Raw genomic sequence first — 20613 nt, 5'->3', positions numbered from 1 at the left:
TCAAAAAGTAAACAAGCATAACCCCGTTCGAAATTTCGAATAGGGTTATGCTTGTTTGAGCTTTGTAATAGAAAGAAAATATTTTCTTTCTGTTACAAAGCAGTACCTTTCACCTGTTCTTCCTTAAACCGAAGCTCAAAAGTATCCGCTGTAATTTCATCAGCTTTCGGCAAAGCCCGTAATTTCGGATGAAGCAGCCATACGAGGGAGATGAATAAAATCCCGATGCTAGCGAGCGCAAAAATGATTTGGCTACTATATACATTCGCAGTGTATCCGCCAATTAAAGAGCCAAGCGGCATAGCAATTGTGCCCATACTCCGTGTGACTGAATTGATACGCCCAAGATATTGGTTTGGAATTACAATTTGACCAATAGTCGCAAATAATATGTTGGTCGCACCAATTGGTATCCAAGCTAAGCCGAATAAAAAAATAGATAACCATTGAAACGGTACAACCGTAGAGAGAAACCAAAAGAAAGCACCAGTCGCAAAGCTAATAATGGAGACACGGCCAACATTATATTTACCAACCCATGAACTGAATAGTGCTCCAATTAAACAACCGGCGGATATGGCGGCTAAAAAGAAACCATATAATTTCACACCGCCTAAAGAATCAGCGAAAGAAGGGAGTATTGCCATCGTCATACCGATTGAAAAATTAGCGACAACGGAACCGATTAAGAAGACGCCCATCAATGAACGAAAGACGATTGAAAAGCCTTCTTTTAAATCAGAGAAATATTGCTTAGTTGAAAGTGGTGTGTCTGTTTCAGTTTGTTTTGGTATTTTTAATGAAAAGAACAACAGGGCGGTAATCGCAAATGTAAAAGAGTCGATCACATATAAAGTGATTGCGCCAAATAGTGCTACTAATATTCCAGAAAGAGTCGTACAAATTAAATCAATGCCTTGGTATGCAAATGAGAAAAGTGAATTTCCTTTTAATAATTGTGTCTTATTCAGTAGAAGTGGTAAAGCTTTTGACTGTGCAGGATAGGCGAATTGTTCGATAAAAGCTACGATGGGCATGATGATGAGTAGTAGGTGGACTGTTAGTAGGTCGAAGTAGTGTGTAATAGGAATGATCAAAATAAGGATGCATTGCAAAACTTGTGTGATGACGAGGGTGTTTTTTATTGACCATCTATCAACGAATGGACCGGTAAGAAATTGAAGTGCAGAAGGTAATAGTGTAAGGAAACCAGCCAATCCAGAATAAAAAGGATTACCACTCAGTTTATATACGAGCCACATCGCCGCTACATAATACAAGCTATCTCCTATGTTTGTAAAAATTCTCCCTAAAAATAATAAGAGGAAATTCCGGTTTTTTAATACGTCCATTTAATCTACTCCTTTATAATAAAGTGAAACTTTAATCAGTGGGGTTTTGTTCATCCCACTGATTATTAGTTGAACCAATCGGGCGTTTATGGGCAGTTGACCTCCCACCTAACTTTTCTGTGCTCCAGCTGAATTTTGAGGTGAGAGTCTTACTGCCCGTTAATGCGGGATAAATTTATTCGGTAAAATAAAATTGACCGTTTATGTAAAAAAAATCGTATTACGATTTTTCTTCTTCTTTAACAAATTGCTGCATTGTTCTCTCAGCGATTTGAAGTGCAGTAGTAGAAATATAATAAGGTTTACTATTCGGATCTTTATCTGCACCTTTTGTGATTTCGTTTAATTCAGCCATTAATTCATAAAACTTTTTTACCCACACTTGAAATTGTTCTGGCGTAGCATCAAATTCCCAGCAGGATGAAACGTAATTCCACTTAGCTGGATTTTCACTTGCATTTTGTAATGTAAAAGCTTCTTCTGGTGCAGCGAGAATTTGGCTTTTCGTTCTTTCTATCATTTGTAAAAAGATTTGGCGACCTGATTCGCTTAATATTTCTAAATGAGGTAATAGATCTGCGGCAGGGGTGAAGCCTTTAGCGACAGATTGATAAAATTTTTGAACAATCCCATTCTTTTCTTCTGTATAAACGATCTCTATAAGACCATTCTTTTCTAATTCTTTTAAATGATAATGAATTTTCGCCCTTGAAATGCCGAATTTCTCAGATAGTAATTGTCCAGTATAAGGACGTTCGCATAGACGTATCATCATTTCGGCACGTAATGGATCGCTTAATGCTTTTAGTTGGCTATAAGTAGTTAGTGTTAATACGGGCTTCAACATGATCAACTCCTTGAATTAAATTACTCGGTCAATATTATTTGACTGAATTGTATCAAGGATCCTATTTATTTTCAATACTTTCAGAAAATTTATTTTTTTGCTCTGTAATCTTCTGTTCATATTCCGTTCATATTTCTTTTTTATGATTAGTGCATAGAAAGAAAGAGGAAGGAGCGAGCATAATGTTTTTAGCTCTGCGTGAATTGAAACAATCAAAATTAAGATACGGATTAATCGGACTCATTATGGTGTTATTATCATTTTTAGTCCTTGTTATTTCAGGATTAGCAAATGGATTATCATATGATAATGCTTCATCGATTCAAAATATGGAGGCAAATAAGTTCGTTTTAGCAGATGATGCGGAAAATAAATTACTTCGTTCACAAATTAAGAAAGACGATGTAGATAACGTAGTAAATCAAGTAGGCGAGAAAGAGGCAGTTCCGTTTCGTGTGAAAGTTTCAACATATGAAAAGAAAGAGAGTTCGAAAAAGGTTGATATTGCTATTTTCTCAAGCGAACGTGATTCATTTTTAGAACCGAACATTGTAAAAGGTGAAAAATTAGGTACAGCAAACAACGAAATGGTTGCTGATGAATCCATTAAAGAAAAAGGAATCGATATCGGGGATACAATTATCGATCCTGTTTCAAAGAAAGAGTTTACAATCGTTGGATTTACGAAAGATCAAATGTTTAGCCATACGCCAGTTGTTTATGTAAATGAAGACGTATGGAGTGCTATTTCACAACCAAACCAAAAAGATTATAGTGCAATTGCGCTGAATACAGATAAAGAGATTAAAAATGCTCACGTTATCGATAAAAAAGAAGTACTGCAAAGTATTCCAGGATTTAAAGAAGAGCAAGGAACATTAACGATGATCATTGCGTTCTTACTTGTTATCGCTGCGTTACTAATCGGTGTATTCTTCTACGTCATTACATTACAAAAAACACAGCAATTAGGCGTATTAAAAGCAATTGGTACGAAGAACTCGTATTTAGCAAATAGCCTAGTCGTACAGGCGTTATTCTTATCAGTCGTTGCGATGGTAATTAGTATCGTTCTTGTACAAGGATTAGAACAAATTTTACCAGCAGGTATGCCGTTCTTATTAACAACACCGATGATTGCACAATATGCCGCAATCTTTATCGTCATTAGTATTTTAGGAACACTTATTTCGTTATATCAAGTATTAAAAGTTGATGCGCTAGAAGCAATTGGAGGTGGGATGTAATGACTTCATTATTAAAATTAGACAAAGTAAGTAAAGTGTACGGAGAAGGGAATACGGAAGTAACAGCCCTTCATCCGATATCGCTTGATGTGAAAGCTGGAGAATTTATCGGAATCGTCGGTCCTTCTGGATCAGGAAAAAGTACGTTACTATCAATCGCGGGTGCATTATTATCACCGTCAAAAGGGGACATTTACATTCGTGAGCAAAATATTACACAGTTATCAGAAAAGGAAATGACAGATATTCGTTTGAAAAAAATCGGCTTCATTTTCCAGTTTGCAAACCTAGTTCCATATTTAAATGTGAAAGAACAATTACTTTACATTGCTAAGCTAAAAAAGGAAAGTAAACAAGAATCCGAAAAGCGTGCAGATCATTTATTAGCGGCATTTGGATTAGGAGAAAGAAAGAATCATTATCCAAATCAACTATCTGGCGGGGAAAAACAAAGGGTAGCAATCGCTCGTGCGTTCATGAACAATCCGGATTTAATATTAGCGGATGAGCCAACGGCAAGCTTAGACTCAAAACGTGCACGTGAAGTTGTAGAAATGATGAAACGCGAGGTGAAAGAGAGCCAAAAAGCAGCGATTATGATTACACATGATGAAAGAATGCTTGATGTATGTGATCGTATATTGACGCTGAGAGATGGACAGTTAATATAAAAAAGGAAAACCGTACATGTATGTGCGGTTTTCCTTTTTTTAATGGATTTATTTAGAAAATAACGTTTTAATTTTATTACGAGTAAGTAATAAAACACCGCCTAATACAGATAGCATTCCTAGAGCCATATTGTTTGATTGCTCGCTACCAGCGTTAGGAAGTTCTTTAGCGTTATTGTTTTTAGTACCATTATCTGCTTGCGTTTGTTTAGACTGTGATACTTCATTAATCTTGTTATCAACATTTTGCTTCGTTGTATGTAACTCAGCTAATTTGTCGTCAATTTTTTTCTCAGTATGCTTAAAGTCATTGATTTTAATATCTAGGTCTTGTTTTTTCTTTGTTAAATCGTCTGAAACAGTTTGTTTCGATTGTTTAATTTCGTTAATTTTATTGATTAAATCTTGTCTAGCTTCTTGTAAAACAGCTAGTTTGTTTTTTACATCTTGTTTAGCTAATTCTAAGTTAGCGGAAAGACTGTCTAAATTGCCTTTAATTTTCTTAAGTTCCTCTAACGTGTTACCAGTATTCGGCTTGTTTTCTTTTAGTTCAGCGAGTTTGTCCTCAGCAGTTTGTTTCGCTTTCTTTAACTCAGCTAATTTTTCATCTACTTGTTTTTTAACTTCCTTAAGTTCATTAACCTTTTGATCAATGTTCTCTTTATGTTGCTTCATTTCATTCACTTTTTCATCGACAGTTTGTTTATGTTCTTTAATCTCATTCACTTTGTTATCGATATTTTGCTTATGCTCTTTTACTTCAGCAACTTTATCTTCTACTTGTTTTTTATGCTCTTTAATTTCAGCGATTTTATCTTCGGCGATTTGTTTGTCTTGCTGAAGTTTTGCATCTAGTTCTTGTTTATGCTGTTTAACTTCGTTAATTTTTTCATCAGCAACTTGTTTACGTTCATGTAGTTCATTCACCTTTGTATCAACATTTTCCTTAACTTTGTTAAGTTCATTTAATGTTTGATCCACGTTTTCTTTGTGTTGCTGTAATTTCGCATCTAACTCTTGTTTATGTTGCTTAATTTCAGCTAATCGATCTCCCGTACTTTGCTGAGGAGTAGCATCATTTACTTCCGCATGAGCAGAGTTCGCGCCAGCAATCATTGCTAAAGCTAGTGTAGACGCAGCAATTGTTTGTTTTGTTTTCATATTTTTGTACCTCTTTTCTTTCATATGCATGAGCTGTTTTGTGTGAAATTGAGCATATAGAAGTAGATTCTTCCATCATTATATACCATCTGCGCCGTCTAGAGGAAGTATTTGTATAATAATCTATGATTATGTAATTTTTATAATCTCTTATTTCGGATAGGGGAGTACTCTTTAGCGATATGAATAATTTTTAATGTAGTAGAGTTTACATCCTTACTATTACGAATAACAAGCAAATAATCAGCTTCATTTTCTACAGGATCTACTACGTCTTCATGTAGTGATTCAGCTTGTTGGCGATGGAGGACTTCTTTGAAACTGGAATAGTTCCCCCTAAAAATATTTGTACTTCGTTTACTAAGGCCCACTCTTTCATAAAGTACATCATCTGGGATGTCAAAGTGAACTAATATGCGTACATATTCATTCTGTGGAAATAATTCGTTTAGTAAATAGAACCTTCCGTTTTTACTGCGATTGGAATTACAAATAATAAGGTGTAAATTTGAATGTTCTTTCGCATAATCAACAATGAATTTTGAAAGACCGTGCTTTAGTGTATTTGAACCTTCTGTCGGCTGTAATTTTTCATAATGTGTGTTAATAAATTCAGCTTGGTTGTCTTGGTCCATAATAAAAGAATTAGGTAACTCTTTTTCTAGCTCTTTTGCAAATGTAGTTTTTCCACTGTGTGTTTTTCCAACTGTAATGATGACTAATCTTTTCATGATGCCCTCCATTTGTATTGTTATGAACTGGAATATTCGGTGTAGATCGAAATCTTCCTGCTAGAGATTACACAAATTGTTGGAGCGTTAGTAGGCTGAAAACTTGACGAAAAAACTTATTTATGCTATAATTTACCAATATAAAAATAAGGTGTATAATAGGGTTCTCCTGGCCAGGGGAACCCTATTTTTGTTGTGAAAATGAAGGAGAGTGTATGTGCGTGAAACAAGGTGAAGCAAGTGTAACGTCGTTAGTATCAGCATTCGGAAGGGCGTATCATAGTGAATTTGATAATCCTAAAATCTTTGATGATTATGTAGCTAAAGATTTCATTTCACAAAAAGAACGTAACAATATTGAAACGAACATGGTTCAAGGGATTCACTTTTTCAATACAGACATTGCAGAGCAGTTTCAAGACAATCCAAAAGAAATATTAAAATGGATTACACAAGTTCAATTATCGCCAACACCTTTAGCACGTGCCGCATATTGTGAAAGAGTATTACTACATGAAATTACATTAGGAGCGAAACAATACGTCATACTCGGTGCAGGCTTAGATACGTTCAGTTTTAGACACCGAGAATTAAAAAATAAAATAGAAATATTTGAAGTGGATCATCCTTCTACGCAGGCGTTTAAGAAGGAAAGAATAAAAGAAGTAGAACTTGAAGTTCCAAATAACCTTCATTTTGTTTCAATGGATTTCACGAAAGGATTTTCCAGTGAACAGTTACGGAATGAAGGATTTGAAAATAAAAAGACTTTCTTTAGCCTATTAGGTGTTACGTACTATTTAACGAAAGAGGAGCTTTCTAGTTTAATAGTACGTTTATTTGCGATGGTTCCAGAGGGGAGTTCTATCGTTTTTGATTATCCAGATGAAAACTTATTTACAGAAAAGGGACTGTCCAATCGAGTGGAAAATATGGTAAAAATGGCTGCAGTAGGCGGAGAACCGATGAAATCGTGTTTTTCTTACGCTGAAATGGAAGCACTGTTAGAGAAGGCGGGCTTACTTATTTATGAGCATTTATCACCAGAGGATATAAATATATTATATTTTGAAGGAAGAAATGATTATTTAGAAGCTTTTGAAACGGTGCATTATGTGCATGCGGTGAAGAGGTAGGAAATTAGTAGGCATGGAGAGGAATCTCTGTGTCTTTTTTTATAAAAAAGGAAATGAGCTGTAGTGGTGGAAAATATAATTATAAATATATTGATATACATATTACATATTATATAAATATATAATATGTATGAATTGATTTTTTGTAGAAACTAAAGGAAAGGGGAAATAGAAGATGTTGAAATTACAAGGGAAATATAATGAAGCAAAAGTGTTTACTACGAATGTTGAAGAAACTGCAGCAGGTCAAATTATTGATCTTTGTAACCAAGAATTCGTAAAGGATAGCAAGATTTGTATTATGCCAGATACACATGCGGGCGCAGGTTGTACGATTGGGACAACAATGACGATTCAAGATAAAATTGTTCCTAATTTAGTCGGGGTTAACTAATCGGCTCAGACTTTAAACTACTCACTCAATTGACTGGGAACCCTAACGATAAAAGGCGAGGGTAATCAGCAGCCAGTGGTTATGGTGACATAATCGAATGGTTCAGAGACTTGTACCATGTTAGCAGACTAAGGTACAGAATTATTCCTCATCCATTTTGAATTGAAGAGGAATAATTAATACGGTGAGCCTACAGTAGAGGCTGCATATCTCGATGACTGTAGAGAAGGTATAGTCCACTCTTTCAGGAAACTGAGAGGTAAGTACGATATTGGTTGTGGCATGGAAGTTGTGATGATTAATAAGAAAAAAGAGGAAATCAACTTCGATCACTTAGACGAAACGATACGTAAATTTGTCCCAAGTGGTTTTCGTATTCGAGATAAGGAACATAGATTTTCAAAAATGATTGATTTTGATAGTGTAAGAGCCCCGTTTACATTGCAACGTGCTCAAAAAAGTATTGGTACACTTGGCGGGGGCAATCATTTTGTCGAACTGAATGAGGATGATAAAGGAAATGTATACATTGTCGTTCATAGTGGTTCGCGTAATTTAGGGAAACAAGTAGCAGAGTATTATCAAAATTTTGCTTACGAGCAACTTATAAACGTTAAATCTATTAAAGAAGAAATGATTGAGCGTTTAACGAAAGAAGGTAGACAACGAGAAATACATGAAGCTTTACGTGAAATTAAGAAACCGGTGATTCGCAAAGAATTAGCTTATTTAGAAGGACAAGGATTTAAAGATTACATGAATGATATGAAAATTGCACAAAAATATGCGGAGTTAAATCGTAAAGCAATGATTGATGAAATCGTCACTAAAATGGATTGGAAAGTATCAGATCAATTCACTACAATTCATAACTACATCGATATGGAAAATATGATTCTACGAAAAGGTGCTATTTCAGCTCAGAAAGATGAACGAGTAATCATTCCAATTAATATGAGAGACGGTTCTATCATTGCATTTGGTAAAGGGAATCCAGATTGGAACTTTTCTGGCCCGCATGGAGCAGGGCGTATTATGAGTCGTAAGAAGGCGAAAGAAGTACTTAACTTAGAGGATTTTCAAAATACAATGACAGAGGTTTGGACTACATCTGTTGCAGAAAGTACTTTAGATGAAGCACCAATGGTATATAAGCCAATGGATGAAATTATTGAGAATACAAAAGAAACAATTGATATTAAACATATTATTAAGCCACTTTACAATTTTAAGGCTAATTAAAAGAGGAGTAACGTTTATTAAAGAAAGAGAACTTGAAAAGATAGCATATTTTGTGGCGGTTATATAACAGAGATAAAAAGAAAACATATTAAACTAAGAGATTCATCATATTCATTTACATTTATGTAATGTTAAAGACTAGAAAGCTAGATTGGCGCGAATTGCTAATGTGGAGTGTGAAAAAAAGACAAAATATCTTAAAAAACACTTAATTTTTTATTCCATTAATCTTTACAATCTCCCCTATAATGTGAATTGGACAAGCACCTAAGAGAAAGCAGAACATGTCAGTTTGTACATTCTATTATTAGGGGGAGAATTTGTATGAAAAAGACAGTTGCTTCGTTAGCAGTTATGGCGGCATTATTACCGACGTTTTCAGTGCATGCGGAAGGGAAAGAGCAAGTCCGAAAATCAGCTACAACTTTTAACGTTATTAGTGATATTCAAGGGGATTTAGGGGATTTTGATCATGTGCTAAAAGATATGAACAAAGTGACGCCACTTTCTAGAGCGCTTATTATGAATGGGGATATAACGCCGACTGGACAACAGTCACAATATGATGATGTAAAGCGTGTGTTAAATAAAAATAAGCATCCGGAAAATGTATGGTCTACTGTTGGGAATCATGAGTTTTATGCTGGGAAATGGACAGCGGATGGGAAACTCTCTCAAATTACATGGCCAAATGGTGTAACTGAGGAAACTTTATTTAATCGCTATCTGAAATTTAGTGGACAAGAAAAGGTATATCATAAAAAAGAATTAGATGGATATCCACTTTTATTTTTAGGAACTGAAAAATATATGAAATACCACGATTCAAAAATGTGGGACGAAGTATATATGAGTGATGAGCAATTAGGTTGGTTAAAACAAAATTTAGAAGAGTATAGTCAAAAAGATAAAAATAAGCCAATCTTTATTTTCTCTCATCACGTTTTACCTGATACAGTATCTGGATCAAGACAATCACCATATTTACAAGATTATTTAAACGTGGATAAATTGTACGATATATTAAAAGACTATCCGCAGGTTGTTTTCTTCACGAGTCATACACATTGGGATTTAAACTTACCTGACTGGGCTGGTAAAAAGAAAATTACAGGCGGAGATAAAAAAGGTTTCACTGTTGTAAATACGGGCGGGATTGAAACAGGCTGGATGTCAGCAGGACCAAATGGGGGAGAGAAAACTGCTCCAGATGGCTATTCATTTAAACAAGGGTTACAAGTGAAAGCATATGGTAACGATGTAATTGTGACAGCTTACGATTACAAACGTGATAAGGATATAAAGAAGTTATTAATTAGTGATTCAAAAATTGCGCAGATGGCACCAAATGTAACGGCAGATGATCGTAAAAATATAATTGTCGGTGCAAATGAATATATGGAGTATTCTATAGAAGGAACGAATGAGTGGCATACGTATAGTCAAGCAAATCCTCCGAAATTTGATGGAGATAAAACTGTATACGTACGTCATAAAGGTGAAATGAATTTAGAGCCGGGATTAACGCAGTTACTTCGTTTTTCGGTAAATAAGTGATTGGAGAGAGTCCACATTTGAATGTGTGGGCTCATTTTTTGTTGATGAGAAAGTGTCGTTTTTTGTCGATAGATCGATATATTAAGAAAATCGTTGATATACTGCAAGTTACGATCGATATATTTGAAAAATCGTTGATATATTGTAAGTAATGAACGATATATTTAAAAAATCGTTGATATAAATTTCATGTACCGTAATTAAGTTAAAATCATTAATACGGTTTTACTTATCAAAATGAAATTCTAATACATTTTTAACCGAGAAAGATGACTTCACCATTTTTACGTGTAATAATAGTAACGTTACATATATTGCGAAAGAAGTACAAAAGGAGCGTTACAATGAATTTAGCTAAATTCCCGAGAAAAAAATATACAGAATCATATACACCAATTGAAAAGTTAAACAATTTTTCTGAAGCACTTGGTGGCCCGACTATTTATTTTAAACGAGATGATTTACTTGGTTTAACAGCCGGTGGTAATAAGACGAGAAAGTTAGAATTTTTAGTTGCGGATGCACAGGAAAAGGGTGCAGATACGTTAATTACAGCTGGTGGTATTCAGTCAAATCATTGCCGCCTGACACTTGCTGCTGCGGTAAAAGAAAAAATGAAATGTATTCTTGTATTAGAGGAAGGGCTTGAGCCAGAAGAGAAGAGAGACTTTAACGGAAACTATTTCTTATATCACTTATTAGGTGCTGAAAACGTCATTGTTGTACCGAACGGAGCAGACCTGATGGAAGAGATGCATAAAGTAGCACAAGAAGTAAGTGGAAAAGGTAGTACACCATATGTAATTCCAGTTGGTGGATCAAACCCTACGGGCGCAATGGGATACGTTGCTTGTGCCCAAGAAATTATGGCGCAATCATTTGAGCAAGGAATTGATTTCAGTTCAGTTGTTTGCGTAAGCGGTAGCGCTGGTATGCATGCGGGTTTAATTACTGGTTTTTCTGGAACGCAAAGCCATATTCCTGTAATCGGGATTAACGTAAGTAGAGGAAAAGCTGAGCAAGAAGAGAAAGTAGCAAAACTTGTAGATGAAACTTCAGCACACGTTGGTATTCCAAACTTTATCCCGCGCGACGCTGTTACGTGCTTTGATGAATATGTAGGGCCAGGCTATGCGTTACCAACGCCGGAAATGGTAGAGGCAGTTCAGTTACTTGCGAAAACAGAAGGTATTTTACTTGATCCAGTGTATACAGGTAAGGCGGTAGCGGGATTAATCGACTTAATTAGAAAAGGTAAATTTAATAAGGAAGACAATATTTTATTCGTACATTCAGGTGGTTCACCAGCTTTATATGCGAATACGTCTCTATTTGCGTAAGTGTAAAAAGCATTGGGTATCCAATGCTTTTTTGTTATATACTGGGATTATCGGGAAGTAGGAGAATTAAAATTTAAAATGGATCATATATACGGTACTCGGCATTTTTATTCTATTGATCTTATTTATAGGTTACGGAGTGTATTTGTATTTCACATCTTAAAAGAAAGATCATAATAGAAGGAACCATTTAGTAAGAAATATCGAATGAGAAGTAATCGTGAAATAGTAAAGAATATGTTCACGGCTAAAAGAGGAGTTGTTTAAAAAACTCTCCGCATCGTTATGTAGTGTTAATAAGAAGAAGTAGAAGGTAGAAGTAAATCTAAATCTAAATAAAACCAAAAAGGGATAAATAGGAAAATGTAGAATCTTTATATATAAGATGTTCTGAATTTTTAGATATAAGGTAGAGTGGAGGAAGAAAGATGATTCAATTTCCTATGGAAGATGCTGAACAATTTTTTAGATCCTATAGTATTGGTAGGTTTACAGTTAGTGAAGATGAAGGGAAATTAATTTTTAGTACAAACTTAAATGGTCATTCTAATTTATGGGCGATGGATTTACCCAATTTATCCCCTTATCCATTAACATATTGTAATCAATCAAGCAATTTTATTAAAATGGATTCTTTAAATCAATTTATTTTAGCTGGATTTGATAAAGATGGGGATGAAAATTATCATATTTATGCATTAAAACCAGAGGGTGGTGGATTGCTTGAATTGATTCCAGCAGGAGAGACAGAAAAGGATTACTTTGTGCATTTAACAGAGGATGGGGAACGATTATACTATGTCACAAGTAAAGATAACCCAATGTTCTTAAACTCTCGTTGTTATAATATACGCACAAAAGAAGATACGCTGTTGTTAACTGGTGTGGAGACACCTACATATGTAGAGGCAGTAAGTCCGAATGAATCAAGTTACATTGTTTTAAAGTCATATAGTAATACATATAATGTAGGACATGTAAAAAAGGGAGAAGAACTTATTTGTATAGTACCTTCCAGTGAGAAAGAACATACTATAGGGTCCATTTGTTATATTGATGAAAATACAGTGATTTTTGTTACAAATTATGAAGAAGAGTTTTCCTATGTAGCTTCTTTTGATTTAAATAAACAGGAATTCAAACCAATCTGTAAAATAGAGAAGGAAGATATATCTGATATAAAATGGCATGCTGAAACAAAAAATGGCTACATTGTTTCGTCGAAAGGTGTTACAGATAGGTTATATAAATTTGTATGGGATAAAAAAGAGTTAATTCTATTGAATTCTCCGGTAGATACGATAAGTCAAATTGAAATTACAAAATCGGAAAATTTATATTTACTAGGTGAAAGTGCGACGAAAACAGCAAACATCTATTACAAGAAAAATAGAGATACAGAATGGGCAGCATTAACAAAAAACTATGTTATTGGTCTATCTGAATCTTCTTTTGTTGAACCGAATGTTATAACATATGCCTCTTTTGATGGGTTAAACATAGAAGCATTATTATTCCGGGCGAAAGGAGAAGTACAAAACGGATATACAATATTTTGGCCTCATGGTGGTCCACAAAGTGCTGAGACGAAAGATTTCAGAGCATTATTTCAATATTTATTAAGGCAGGGATATAATATTTTTGCGCCAAACTTTAGAGGTAGTACAAGATATGGTTCAACGTTTACAAAAATGATTGAAGGTGATTGGGGGGAAGCACCGCGTTTAGATTGTGTAGCAGGGATCGAATGGTTATTTGAACAGGGGATATCAACTCCTGATAAATTATTTGTTATGGGCGGTAGTTATGGAGGATATATGACCTTATTGCTTCACGGGCGTCATTCAGAGTATTTCCGTGCAGCCATTGACATTTTTGGACCTAGCAATTTATTTAGTTTTATCGAATCTATGCCTGAAAATTGGAAACCGCTCGCAGTTAATTTAATAGGTGATATTAATAATGATAAAGATAAGCTTATACAAGATTCACCAATTACTTACTTAAATCAAATGAATAAACCACTCCTTATCATCCAAGGGGCAAATGATCCACGAGTTGTAAAGGAAGAATCGGATCAAATTTTTCACGCGTTGCAAGAACAAGGAGTAGATGTAGAATACCTAGTATTAGACGATGAAGGGCATGGATTTTCAAAAAAAGAAAATGAAATATATGTATATCGTCGCATAACAGAATTTTTAGCAAAGCATAAGTAAAAGAAATGGCATTTTATGGGGTATGATCATATCGCTATCAGGCTGAAAATGCAGAGAAATGAAAATGAAATTATTGAATAAATAAGAATGAAACAACTTAATCGTTACGTAACAAAAACGCTATTCTTTCCCTAAAATCATAGGAAAGGATAGCGTTTTTGTTGTGAACTTATTGATTTTGTATGAACTGAAATTGTTGTCTAAAGAGTTGCAACAGATTTTTTTATAAATTGAAAGACAAGGAGACGAACTTGGATGGAGTATTGGAAGCACACAATAAATATATTGAGGAGTACATGTTTGAAAACATTAAATCAATGGAAAATGAAATATTTTGTTGGAATGTCTGAGCTGCGGACCAATTCTATCACTTTAATTAACTAAAAGAAGAACTTCCCCATCCCGATTAGACTACTGATCATTCCTATTCCACTCATGGTGCCTTTTCCTGCTGTAAGTAAGTTTCCAAGCATTCCTAGCTGACCGTTACCTCCGTTATTTCCCCATCCCATTGGGGCCCACGGACCACCCCATCCTGGAGGGTTTCCAAAAACACCCGAGTTATTGGTATTGAAATTAAAGGGCTTGGCTGGCGGCGATAGTAAAGCGGCAAGATGACCTTGTGCGAACATCCCTGTATGATTGAATGGTTGAGCCCAGGGGAAGGGAGGTTTTTGAAAATTAAAACCTGCATGACCTGGTAATGGAGGCCAATTAGTAGGGTGACCTTGTGGCATTATCCCTGCATAATTGATTGGTTCCCCCCAAGAGAAGGGAGGGGGTTGGGGAGTGAATCCCGTATAATTGGCTGATGAATCCCAACTAACTGGATAGACTCGGTAACTCCAATTCTCAGGAATCTTCAAATCATTCATTACCTCAGATTTAGTTATTTCGGGCTGTGAATACAATGAAATTTGGTTAGTATATTGTTCCCTGTTTCCCTTTGAATTCAAATACCAATATTGGTGCATACGCTTATTCTCCTCACTTTAAAAATGTAATGTTAGACTTAGCCTATGTAATATTCCTTTTTATGGATGGTTACATAACTAGATCTACAAGCCTGTATTTAAAGGAATGGGTGTGTGGCCTTGTTGATTTAAAGTTTCACTTTATTTTAGAAGGGTATTTTCAGTTGCTTCTTTTATATATTTCAGCCTAATTTAATTTCCGTTAACAAACGTTTTTATAAAGGTTTAATCAACAAAAAGATTTTAAAATGTTATGTTGAGCAAGTGGAATTGCTAAAAAGAGAATATCCATTCGAAGAGTGTGGCAAAATACTGTAAGAGTAATGTTTTCTTGTGCAAATATGTAAACGATTTAAACGAATCAATGAAATTTATAATGAAGGGGCAATTAAATATATGAGTGAAACATTACATAAAAGAAAACCACCATATTTAATGCTTGTAATCCTTTTTATTGGGGCATTTGTTTCATTTCTAAATAACTCGCTTTTAAATGTAGCATTGCCATCAATAATGAAAGATTTAGACATTCAAGATTATTCAACGATCCAGTGGCTTTCTACAGGGTATATGCTTGTAAGTGGTATATTAATTCCGGCATCAGCATTTTTAATAACGCGTTTCTCGAATAGAAGCCTATTTATTACATCTATGGTGATTTTTATTCTTGGTACTGCCTTAGCGGCTGTAGCGCCAAATTTTGGTTTATTACTTACTGGTCGGATGGTTCAAGCGGCAGGCTCTTCAGTTATGGGGCCTTTGTTAATGAATATTATGCTAGTAAGCTTTCCAAGAGAAAAAAGGGGAACAGCAATGGGGATTTTTGGACTAGTTATGATTACAGCTCCAGCAATTGGACCGACACTATCAGGTTATATTGTAGAGTATTATGACTGGCGTTTGCTTTTTGAAATGATTTTACCGTTAGCAATCATTAGCTTACTGTTAGGGATTTGGAAATCTGAGAATGTCATGAAACAAAACAAAAATGCAAAACTTGATTATCTCTCATTACTATTATCTTCTGTCGGTTTTGGCGGTTTGTTATATGGATTCAGTTCTGCAAGCTCCGATGGTTGGACAAATAAAGTTGTCTTAACAACCTTAACCATAGGCGCTATTGCCCTAATTGCTTTTATTATCCGCCAATTAAAAATGGATGAGCCGTTATTGGATTTACGTGTTTACAAGTACCCAATGTTTGCACTTGCGTCTGTAATTGCAATTGTCAACGCGGTGGCCATGTTTTCGGGTATGATTTTAACACCAGCCTATGTACAAAACGTCCGTGGTATTTCACCGCTGAGCTCTGGGCTGATGATGCTTCCAGGTGCGGTAATAATGGGGGTTATGTCACCAATTACAGGTAAACTATTTGATACATATGGCCCTCGTATTCTTGGCGTAGTAGGGCTTTCCATTACAGCTGTTTCAACTTATATGCTGGCAAACCTGCAAATCGACTCTAGTCACACACATATTATTCTTATTTATACGTTGCGGATGTTTGGGATGGCGATGGTGATGATGCCACTTATGACAAATGGCCTTAATCAATTGCCAACTCGCTTAAACCCGCACGGTACGGCTGTTAATAATACAGCTCAACAAGTGTCCGGTTCGATTGGTACTGCTATTCTTGTTACGATTATGAATTCTGTAACAAAAACAAAAGCTGAAAGTCTAATGTCTGATATAGATCCAACAACCTTTACAGAAACTACGAAGGCAATAGTAACTCAGAAAGCTTTATTATCTGGAATTCAATATTCATTCTATGTAGCGCTTGGCATGAATGTTGTTGCCCTACTATTAGTTTTTTTCGTTAAACGTGTAGATACAAGTGCGGAAGCTGTCGAGAAGTTAAATCGGTAGAGAAGAATAAAACGCTAGATAATGATTCCTACAATTTTTTTTGCTGCTAAGGCGCCGATATTTAAAGCTGGAAAAGAACTGAAAGAAGCAGTGAAATAATTATATTTAGTGAAAGAGGACCTGATGTTCATATCAGGTCCTCTTTCATTAGTAACACGGTATACTTGCTTATCGTATTGGTTTAACTAAACTACTGATTTTTCGAATACTACAATCTTAAGCTCGTCAACTTCTCTATTTTGGGGTGTTTTAGAAGAAAATAAATCAAAATGATCGTTTTATAAACAAATGCAAGAGATGAGATCCGTTTGCAAATTCTCATAAACATTATAATTTTATCTTATCTTTTAACACCAATATTAAAAGGATCCAATTATATTTATTCGCTTCATTTTAATTTAGTATTTTTCTACAAGTTATAAATCTAATTGCCAAGCTTATACTCAATATCATAATCATGAATAGTTAGGGAAAAGATAAAATAAGGTAATCAATTACATATCTATATCCCAGGCGATTAATTACTATTTCCTTTTTATTAAATGGGATATTTTATTTCATGCTTTTTTGAAAGGGTGTTTTAAATGGAAAAAAAGTATCTGTCATTCCTCAGCCGAAAACATATGGACCGCTGGGTAATCTCCCATTAATCGATAAAGATAAACCGACTCTATCGTTTATTAAGCTGGCGGAAGAGTATGGTCCTATTTTTCGAATTCAAACTTTAAGTGATACCATCATTGTCGTTTCTGGACATGAACTGGTAGCAGAAATCTGTGATGAAACACGGTTCGATAAAAGTATAGAGGGTGCTTTAGCAAAGGTTCGTGCTTTTGCTGGAGACGGATTATTTACAAGCGAGACCCACGAGCCTAACTGGAAAAAAGCTCATAATATTTTGATGCCTACATTCAGCCAACGGGCAATGAAAGATTATCATGCTATGATGGTCGATATTGCCGTACAACTCGTTCAAAAATGGGCACGACTTAATCCGAATGAAAACGTAGATGTTACAGGGGATATGACTCGCCTTACACTAGATACAATTGGTCTATGTGGTTTTAATTATCGATTTAATAGCTTTTATCGTGAGACCCCTCATCCTTTTATCACTAGCATGAGCCGTGCTCTAGATGAGGCGATGCACCAATTACAGCGACTGGATATAGAAGACAAACTCATGTGGAGAACGAAACGTCAATTTCAGCATGATATCCAATCTATGTTTTCTTTAGTAGATAATATTATTGCTGAACGTAAAAATAGTGGAGATCAGGAAGAAAATGATTTACTTTCCCGTATGTTAAATGTACAGGATCCGGAAACTGGTGAAAAATTAGATGATGAAAATATTCGTTTCCAAATTATTACCTTTTTAATAGCTGGGCATGAGACAACAAGTGGATTGTTATCTTTTGCAATTTACTTTTTATTAAAGAATCCAGATAAATTGAAAAAAGCTTATGAAGAAGTAGACCGAGTTTTGAAAGATCTGACTCCAACATACCAACAAGTTATGAAACTAAAGTATATCCGGATGATTTTAAATGAATCGCTACGTCTATGGCCTACTGCTCCAGCATTCAGTCTGTATGCAAAAGAAGATACGGTGATTGGTGGGAAATATCCAATTAAGAAAGGAGAAGATCGTATTTCTGTTCTTATTCCTCAGCTACATAGGGATAAAGACGCATGGGGAGACAATGTGGAAGAATTCCAACCTGAACGATTTGAAGATCCAGATAAAGTCCCTCATCATGCCTATAAGCCATTTGGAAATGGTCAGCGTGCATGTATCGGTATGCAGTTTGCACTTCATGAAGCCACACTCGTAATGGGAATGCTTCTTCAACATTTTGAATTCATTGATTATCAAGACTATCAGTTGGATGTAAAACAAACATTAACGCTAAAGCCTGGTGATTTTAAAATTAGGATTGTACCCCGAAATCAAACTATTAGCCATACTACTGTTCTTGCGCCTACAGAGGAGAAACTGAAAAAACATGAAATCGAACAGCACGTTCAGAAGACTCCTTCTATTATTGGAGCCGATAATCTTTCCCTTCTTGTTCTGTATGGCTCGGATACAGGGGTAGCAGAAGGTATTGCAAGAGAACTAGCAGATACAGCTGGTTTAGAAGGTGTTCAAACGGAAGTAGCAGCTCTTAACGATCGAATTGGAAGTCTACCGAAAGAAGGGGCGGTTCTTATTGTAACTTCTTCTTATAATGGAAAGCCGCCAAGTAATGCCGGACAGTTTGTGCAGTGGTTGGAGGAATTAAAACCGGATGAGCTAAAAGGTGTTCAATACGCAGTTTTTGGTTGTGGAGATCATAATTGGGCTAGTACTTATCAGCGAATTCCAAGATACATTGATGAGCAAATGGCTCAAAAAGGAGCAAAGAGATTCTCTAAACGCGGAGAAGGGGATGCAAGTGGTGATTTTGAGGAACAGCTCGAGCAATGGAAACAAAGTATGTGGTCTGATGCGATGAAGACATTTGGATTGGAACTTAACAAAAACATGGAGAAAGAACGCAGTACATTAAGTTTACAATTTGTTAGTCGTCTTGGAGGATCTCCTCTTGCGCGAACATATGAAGCAGTATATGCATCTGTATTAGAAAATCGTGAACTCCAATCATCTAGCAGTGAACGAAGCACTCGACATATTGAGGTATCCTTGCCAGAAGGTGCTACGTATCAAGAAGGAGACCACCTTGGAGTGCTGCCAATTAATAGTGAGAAAAATGTCAACCGAATTTTAAAACGCTTTGGATTAAATGGGAAGGATCAGGTCATACTGAGTGCAAGTGGACGAAGTATAAATCACATACCTTTAGACAGTCCTGTTAGTTTATTTGACCTTCTTAGTTATAGTGTCGAAGTTCAAGAAGCAGCCACTCGAGCACAAATACGAGAAATGGTGGCATTCACAGTATGCCCTCCTCATAAAAAGGAATTGGAATCATTATTGGAAGAAGGAGTTTATCATGAACAAATATTAAAGAAACGTATTTCAATGTTGGATCTTCTTGAAAAGTATGAGGCTTGTGAAATCCAATTTGAACGTTTTTTAGAACTTCTTCCGGCGCTCAAACCGCGTTACTATTCTATTTCAAGCTCTCCACTCGTTGCACAGGATCGTCTGAGCATTACGGTTGGTGTTGTGAATGCGCCTGCATGGAGTGGGGAAGGGACATATGAAGGAGTCGCTTCTAATTATTTAGCTCAGCGTCATAATAAAGATGAGATTATCTGTTTCATTCGAACGCCACAATCAAACTTTCAATTACCTGAAAATCCAGAAACACCAATTATTATGGTTGGGCCAGGTACTGGCATTGCACCATTCCGTGGATTCTTGCAAGCACGTCGTGTTCAAAAGCAAAAAGGTATGAACTTAGGACAAGCGCATCTATATTTTGGTTGTCGTCATCCTGAAAAAGATTATCTCTATCGTACAGAACTAGAAAATGATGAAAGAGATGGATTAATCTCTTTACACACAGCTTTTTCTCGTCTAGAGGGACATCCAAAAACATATGTACAGCATTTAATAAAACAAGATAGAATCAATTTAATTTCGTTATTAGATAATGGAGCTCATCTTTATATATGTGGTGATGGAAGTAAAATGGCTCCGGATGTAGAAGATACCCTTTGTCAAGCATATCAAGAAATTCATGAAGTCAGTGAACAAGAAGCAAGAAATTGGTTGGATCGTGTGCAAGATGAAGGGCGATATGGAAAAGATGTTTGGGCTGGTATATGAATGTTTCTTAATTAGATACATATTAACTAATGAACTTCTTTCGAATAAATTTCACTTTATTAGTATAGTGTATTTAGATGAATAGT

15 protein-coding genes are annotated in these 20613 nt (G+C 35.5%); 10 read left to right on the top strand and 5 right to left on the bottom strand.

The window, feature by feature from the left end:
- Positions 1-92 precede the first annotated feature (92 nt).
- Positions 93-1352 carry an MFS transporter gene (locus JFU02_RS05020; RefSeq protein ID WP_086406987.1) on the bottom strand — a complete coding sequence of 420 codons (1260 nt, stop codon included), beginning with the start codon at positions 1350-1352 and terminating at the stop codon, positions 93-95.
- A gap of 220 nt (positions 1353-1572) precedes the next feature.
- On the bottom strand, positions 1573-2196 hold the full coding sequence (locus JFU02_RS05015; RefSeq protein ID WP_201070267.1) for an ArsR/SmtB family transcription factor: 624 nt from the start codon (positions 2194-2196) through the stop codon (positions 1573-1575).
- Between the two features lie 185 nt (positions 2197-2381).
- Here JFU02_RS05015 and JFU02_RS05010 point away from each other — a divergent pair, with 185 nt between their 5' ends.
- Both JFU02_RS05010 and JFU02_RS05005 read left to right on the top strand, forming a co-directional pair.
- A complete protein-coding gene (locus tag JFU02_RS05010) occupies positions 2382-3446 on the top strand; it encodes an ABC transporter permease (RefSeq protein ID WP_061666922.1) in 1065 nt (354 codons plus the stop codon).
- The gene (locus JFU02_RS05005; RefSeq protein ID WP_000202597.1) at positions 3446-4117 is read left to right on the top strand and encodes an ABC transporter ATP-binding protein; all 672 of its coding nucleotides are present in this window, start codon (positions 3446-3448) and stop codon (positions 4115-4117) included. The genes JFU02_RS05010 and JFU02_RS05005 overlap by 1 nt, the downstream gene beginning before the upstream one ends.
- Positions 4118-4165: 48 nt before the next feature.
- On the opposite strand, the gene JFU02_RS05000 is transcribed toward JFU02_RS05005, so the two are convergent.
- Positions 4166-5278, bottom strand: a complete 1113-nt coding sequence (locus JFU02_RS05000) for an LPXTG cell wall anchor domain-containing protein (protein ID WP_097889034.1) — start codon at positions 5276-5278, stop codon at positions 4166-4168.
- A gap of 140 nt (positions 5279-5418) precedes the next feature.
- Positions 5419-6009: an AAA family ATPase gene (locus JFU02_RS04995; RefSeq protein WP_086406988.1), complete on the bottom strand. Its 591-nt coding sequence runs from the start codon at positions 6007-6009 to the stop codon at positions 5419-5421.
- 215 nt (positions 6010-6224) lie between these two features.
- Between JFU02_RS04995 and JFU02_RS04990 the strand changes: the two genes are divergently transcribed.
- The 6 genes from JFU02_RS04990 to JFU02_RS04965 all read left to right on the top strand — a co-directional run bounded on the left by JFU02_RS04990 (position 6225) and on the right by JFU02_RS04965 (position 13897).
- A complete protein-coding gene (locus JFU02_RS04990; RefSeq protein ID WP_116365612.1) occupies positions 6225-7145 on the top strand; it encodes a class I SAM-dependent methyltransferase in 921 nt (306 codons plus the stop codon).
- A gap of 175 nt (positions 7146-7320) precedes the next feature.
- Complete coding sequence (locus JFU02_RS04985) at positions 7321-7539, top strand: RtcB family protein (RefSeq protein WP_000916238.1); 219 nt, start codon at positions 7321-7323, stop codon at positions 7537-7539.
- Between the two features lie 282 nt (positions 7540-7821).
- A complete protein-coding gene (locus JFU02_RS04980) occupies positions 7822-8781 on the top strand; it encodes an RtcB family protein (RefSeq protein WP_201070203.1) in 960 nt (319 codons plus the stop codon).
- 324 nt (positions 8782-9105) lie between these two features.
- On the top strand, positions 9106-10338 hold the full coding sequence (locus tag JFU02_RS04975) for a DUF4073 domain-containing protein (protein WP_086406990.1): 1233 nt from the start codon (positions 9106-9108) through the stop codon (positions 10336-10338).
- Positions 10339-10682: 344 nt separating this feature from the next.
- Complete coding sequence (cuyA, locus tag JFU02_RS04970) at positions 10683-11678, top strand: D-cysteate sulfo-lyase (RefSeq protein ID WP_001046607.1); 996 nt, start codon at positions 10683-10685, stop codon at positions 11676-11678.
- 428 nt (positions 11679-12106) lie between these two features.
- Positions 12107-13897 carry a S9 family peptidase gene (locus JFU02_RS04965; protein WP_000614105.1) on the top strand — a complete coding sequence of 597 codons (1791 nt, stop codon included), beginning with the start codon at positions 12107-12109 and terminating at the stop codon, positions 13895-13897.
- Positions 13898-14277: 380 nt separating this feature from the next.
- Here the strand turns inward: JFU02_RS04965 and JFU02_RS04960 are convergent, their stop codons facing one another.
- Positions 14278-14871: a hypothetical protein gene (locus JFU02_RS04960; protein WP_061666926.1), complete on the bottom strand. Its 594-nt coding sequence runs from the start codon at positions 14869-14871 to the stop codon at positions 14278-14280.
- 396 nt (positions 14872-15267) lie between these two features.
- On the opposite strand from JFU02_RS04960, the gene JFU02_RS04955 reads away from it, so the two are divergent.
- On the top strand, positions 15268-16746 hold the full coding sequence (locus JFU02_RS04955; RefSeq protein ID WP_000005104.1) for a DHA2 family efflux MFS transporter permease subunit: 1479 nt from the start codon (positions 15268-15270) through the stop codon (positions 16744-16746).
- A 604-nt stretch (positions 16747-17350) separates the two neighbouring features.
- Positions 17351-20527, top strand: a complete 3177-nt coding sequence (gene cypD, locus JFU02_RS04950) for a bifunctional P-450/NADPH--P450 reductase (protein ID WP_201070264.1) — start codon at positions 17351-17353, stop codon at positions 20525-20527.
- The last annotated feature ends 86 nt before the right edge of the window (positions 20528-20613 follow it).

It is taken from the genome of Bacillus sp. TH13, assembly GCF_016651175.1.
Taxonomy (GTDB): domain Bacteria; phylum Bacillota; class Bacilli; order Bacillales; family Bacillaceae_G; genus Bacillus_A; species Bacillus_A thuringiensis_S.
The sequence above is the reverse complement of the archived record's forward strand: the minus strand, read 5'-3'. Positions and strand labels throughout refer to the sequence as shown.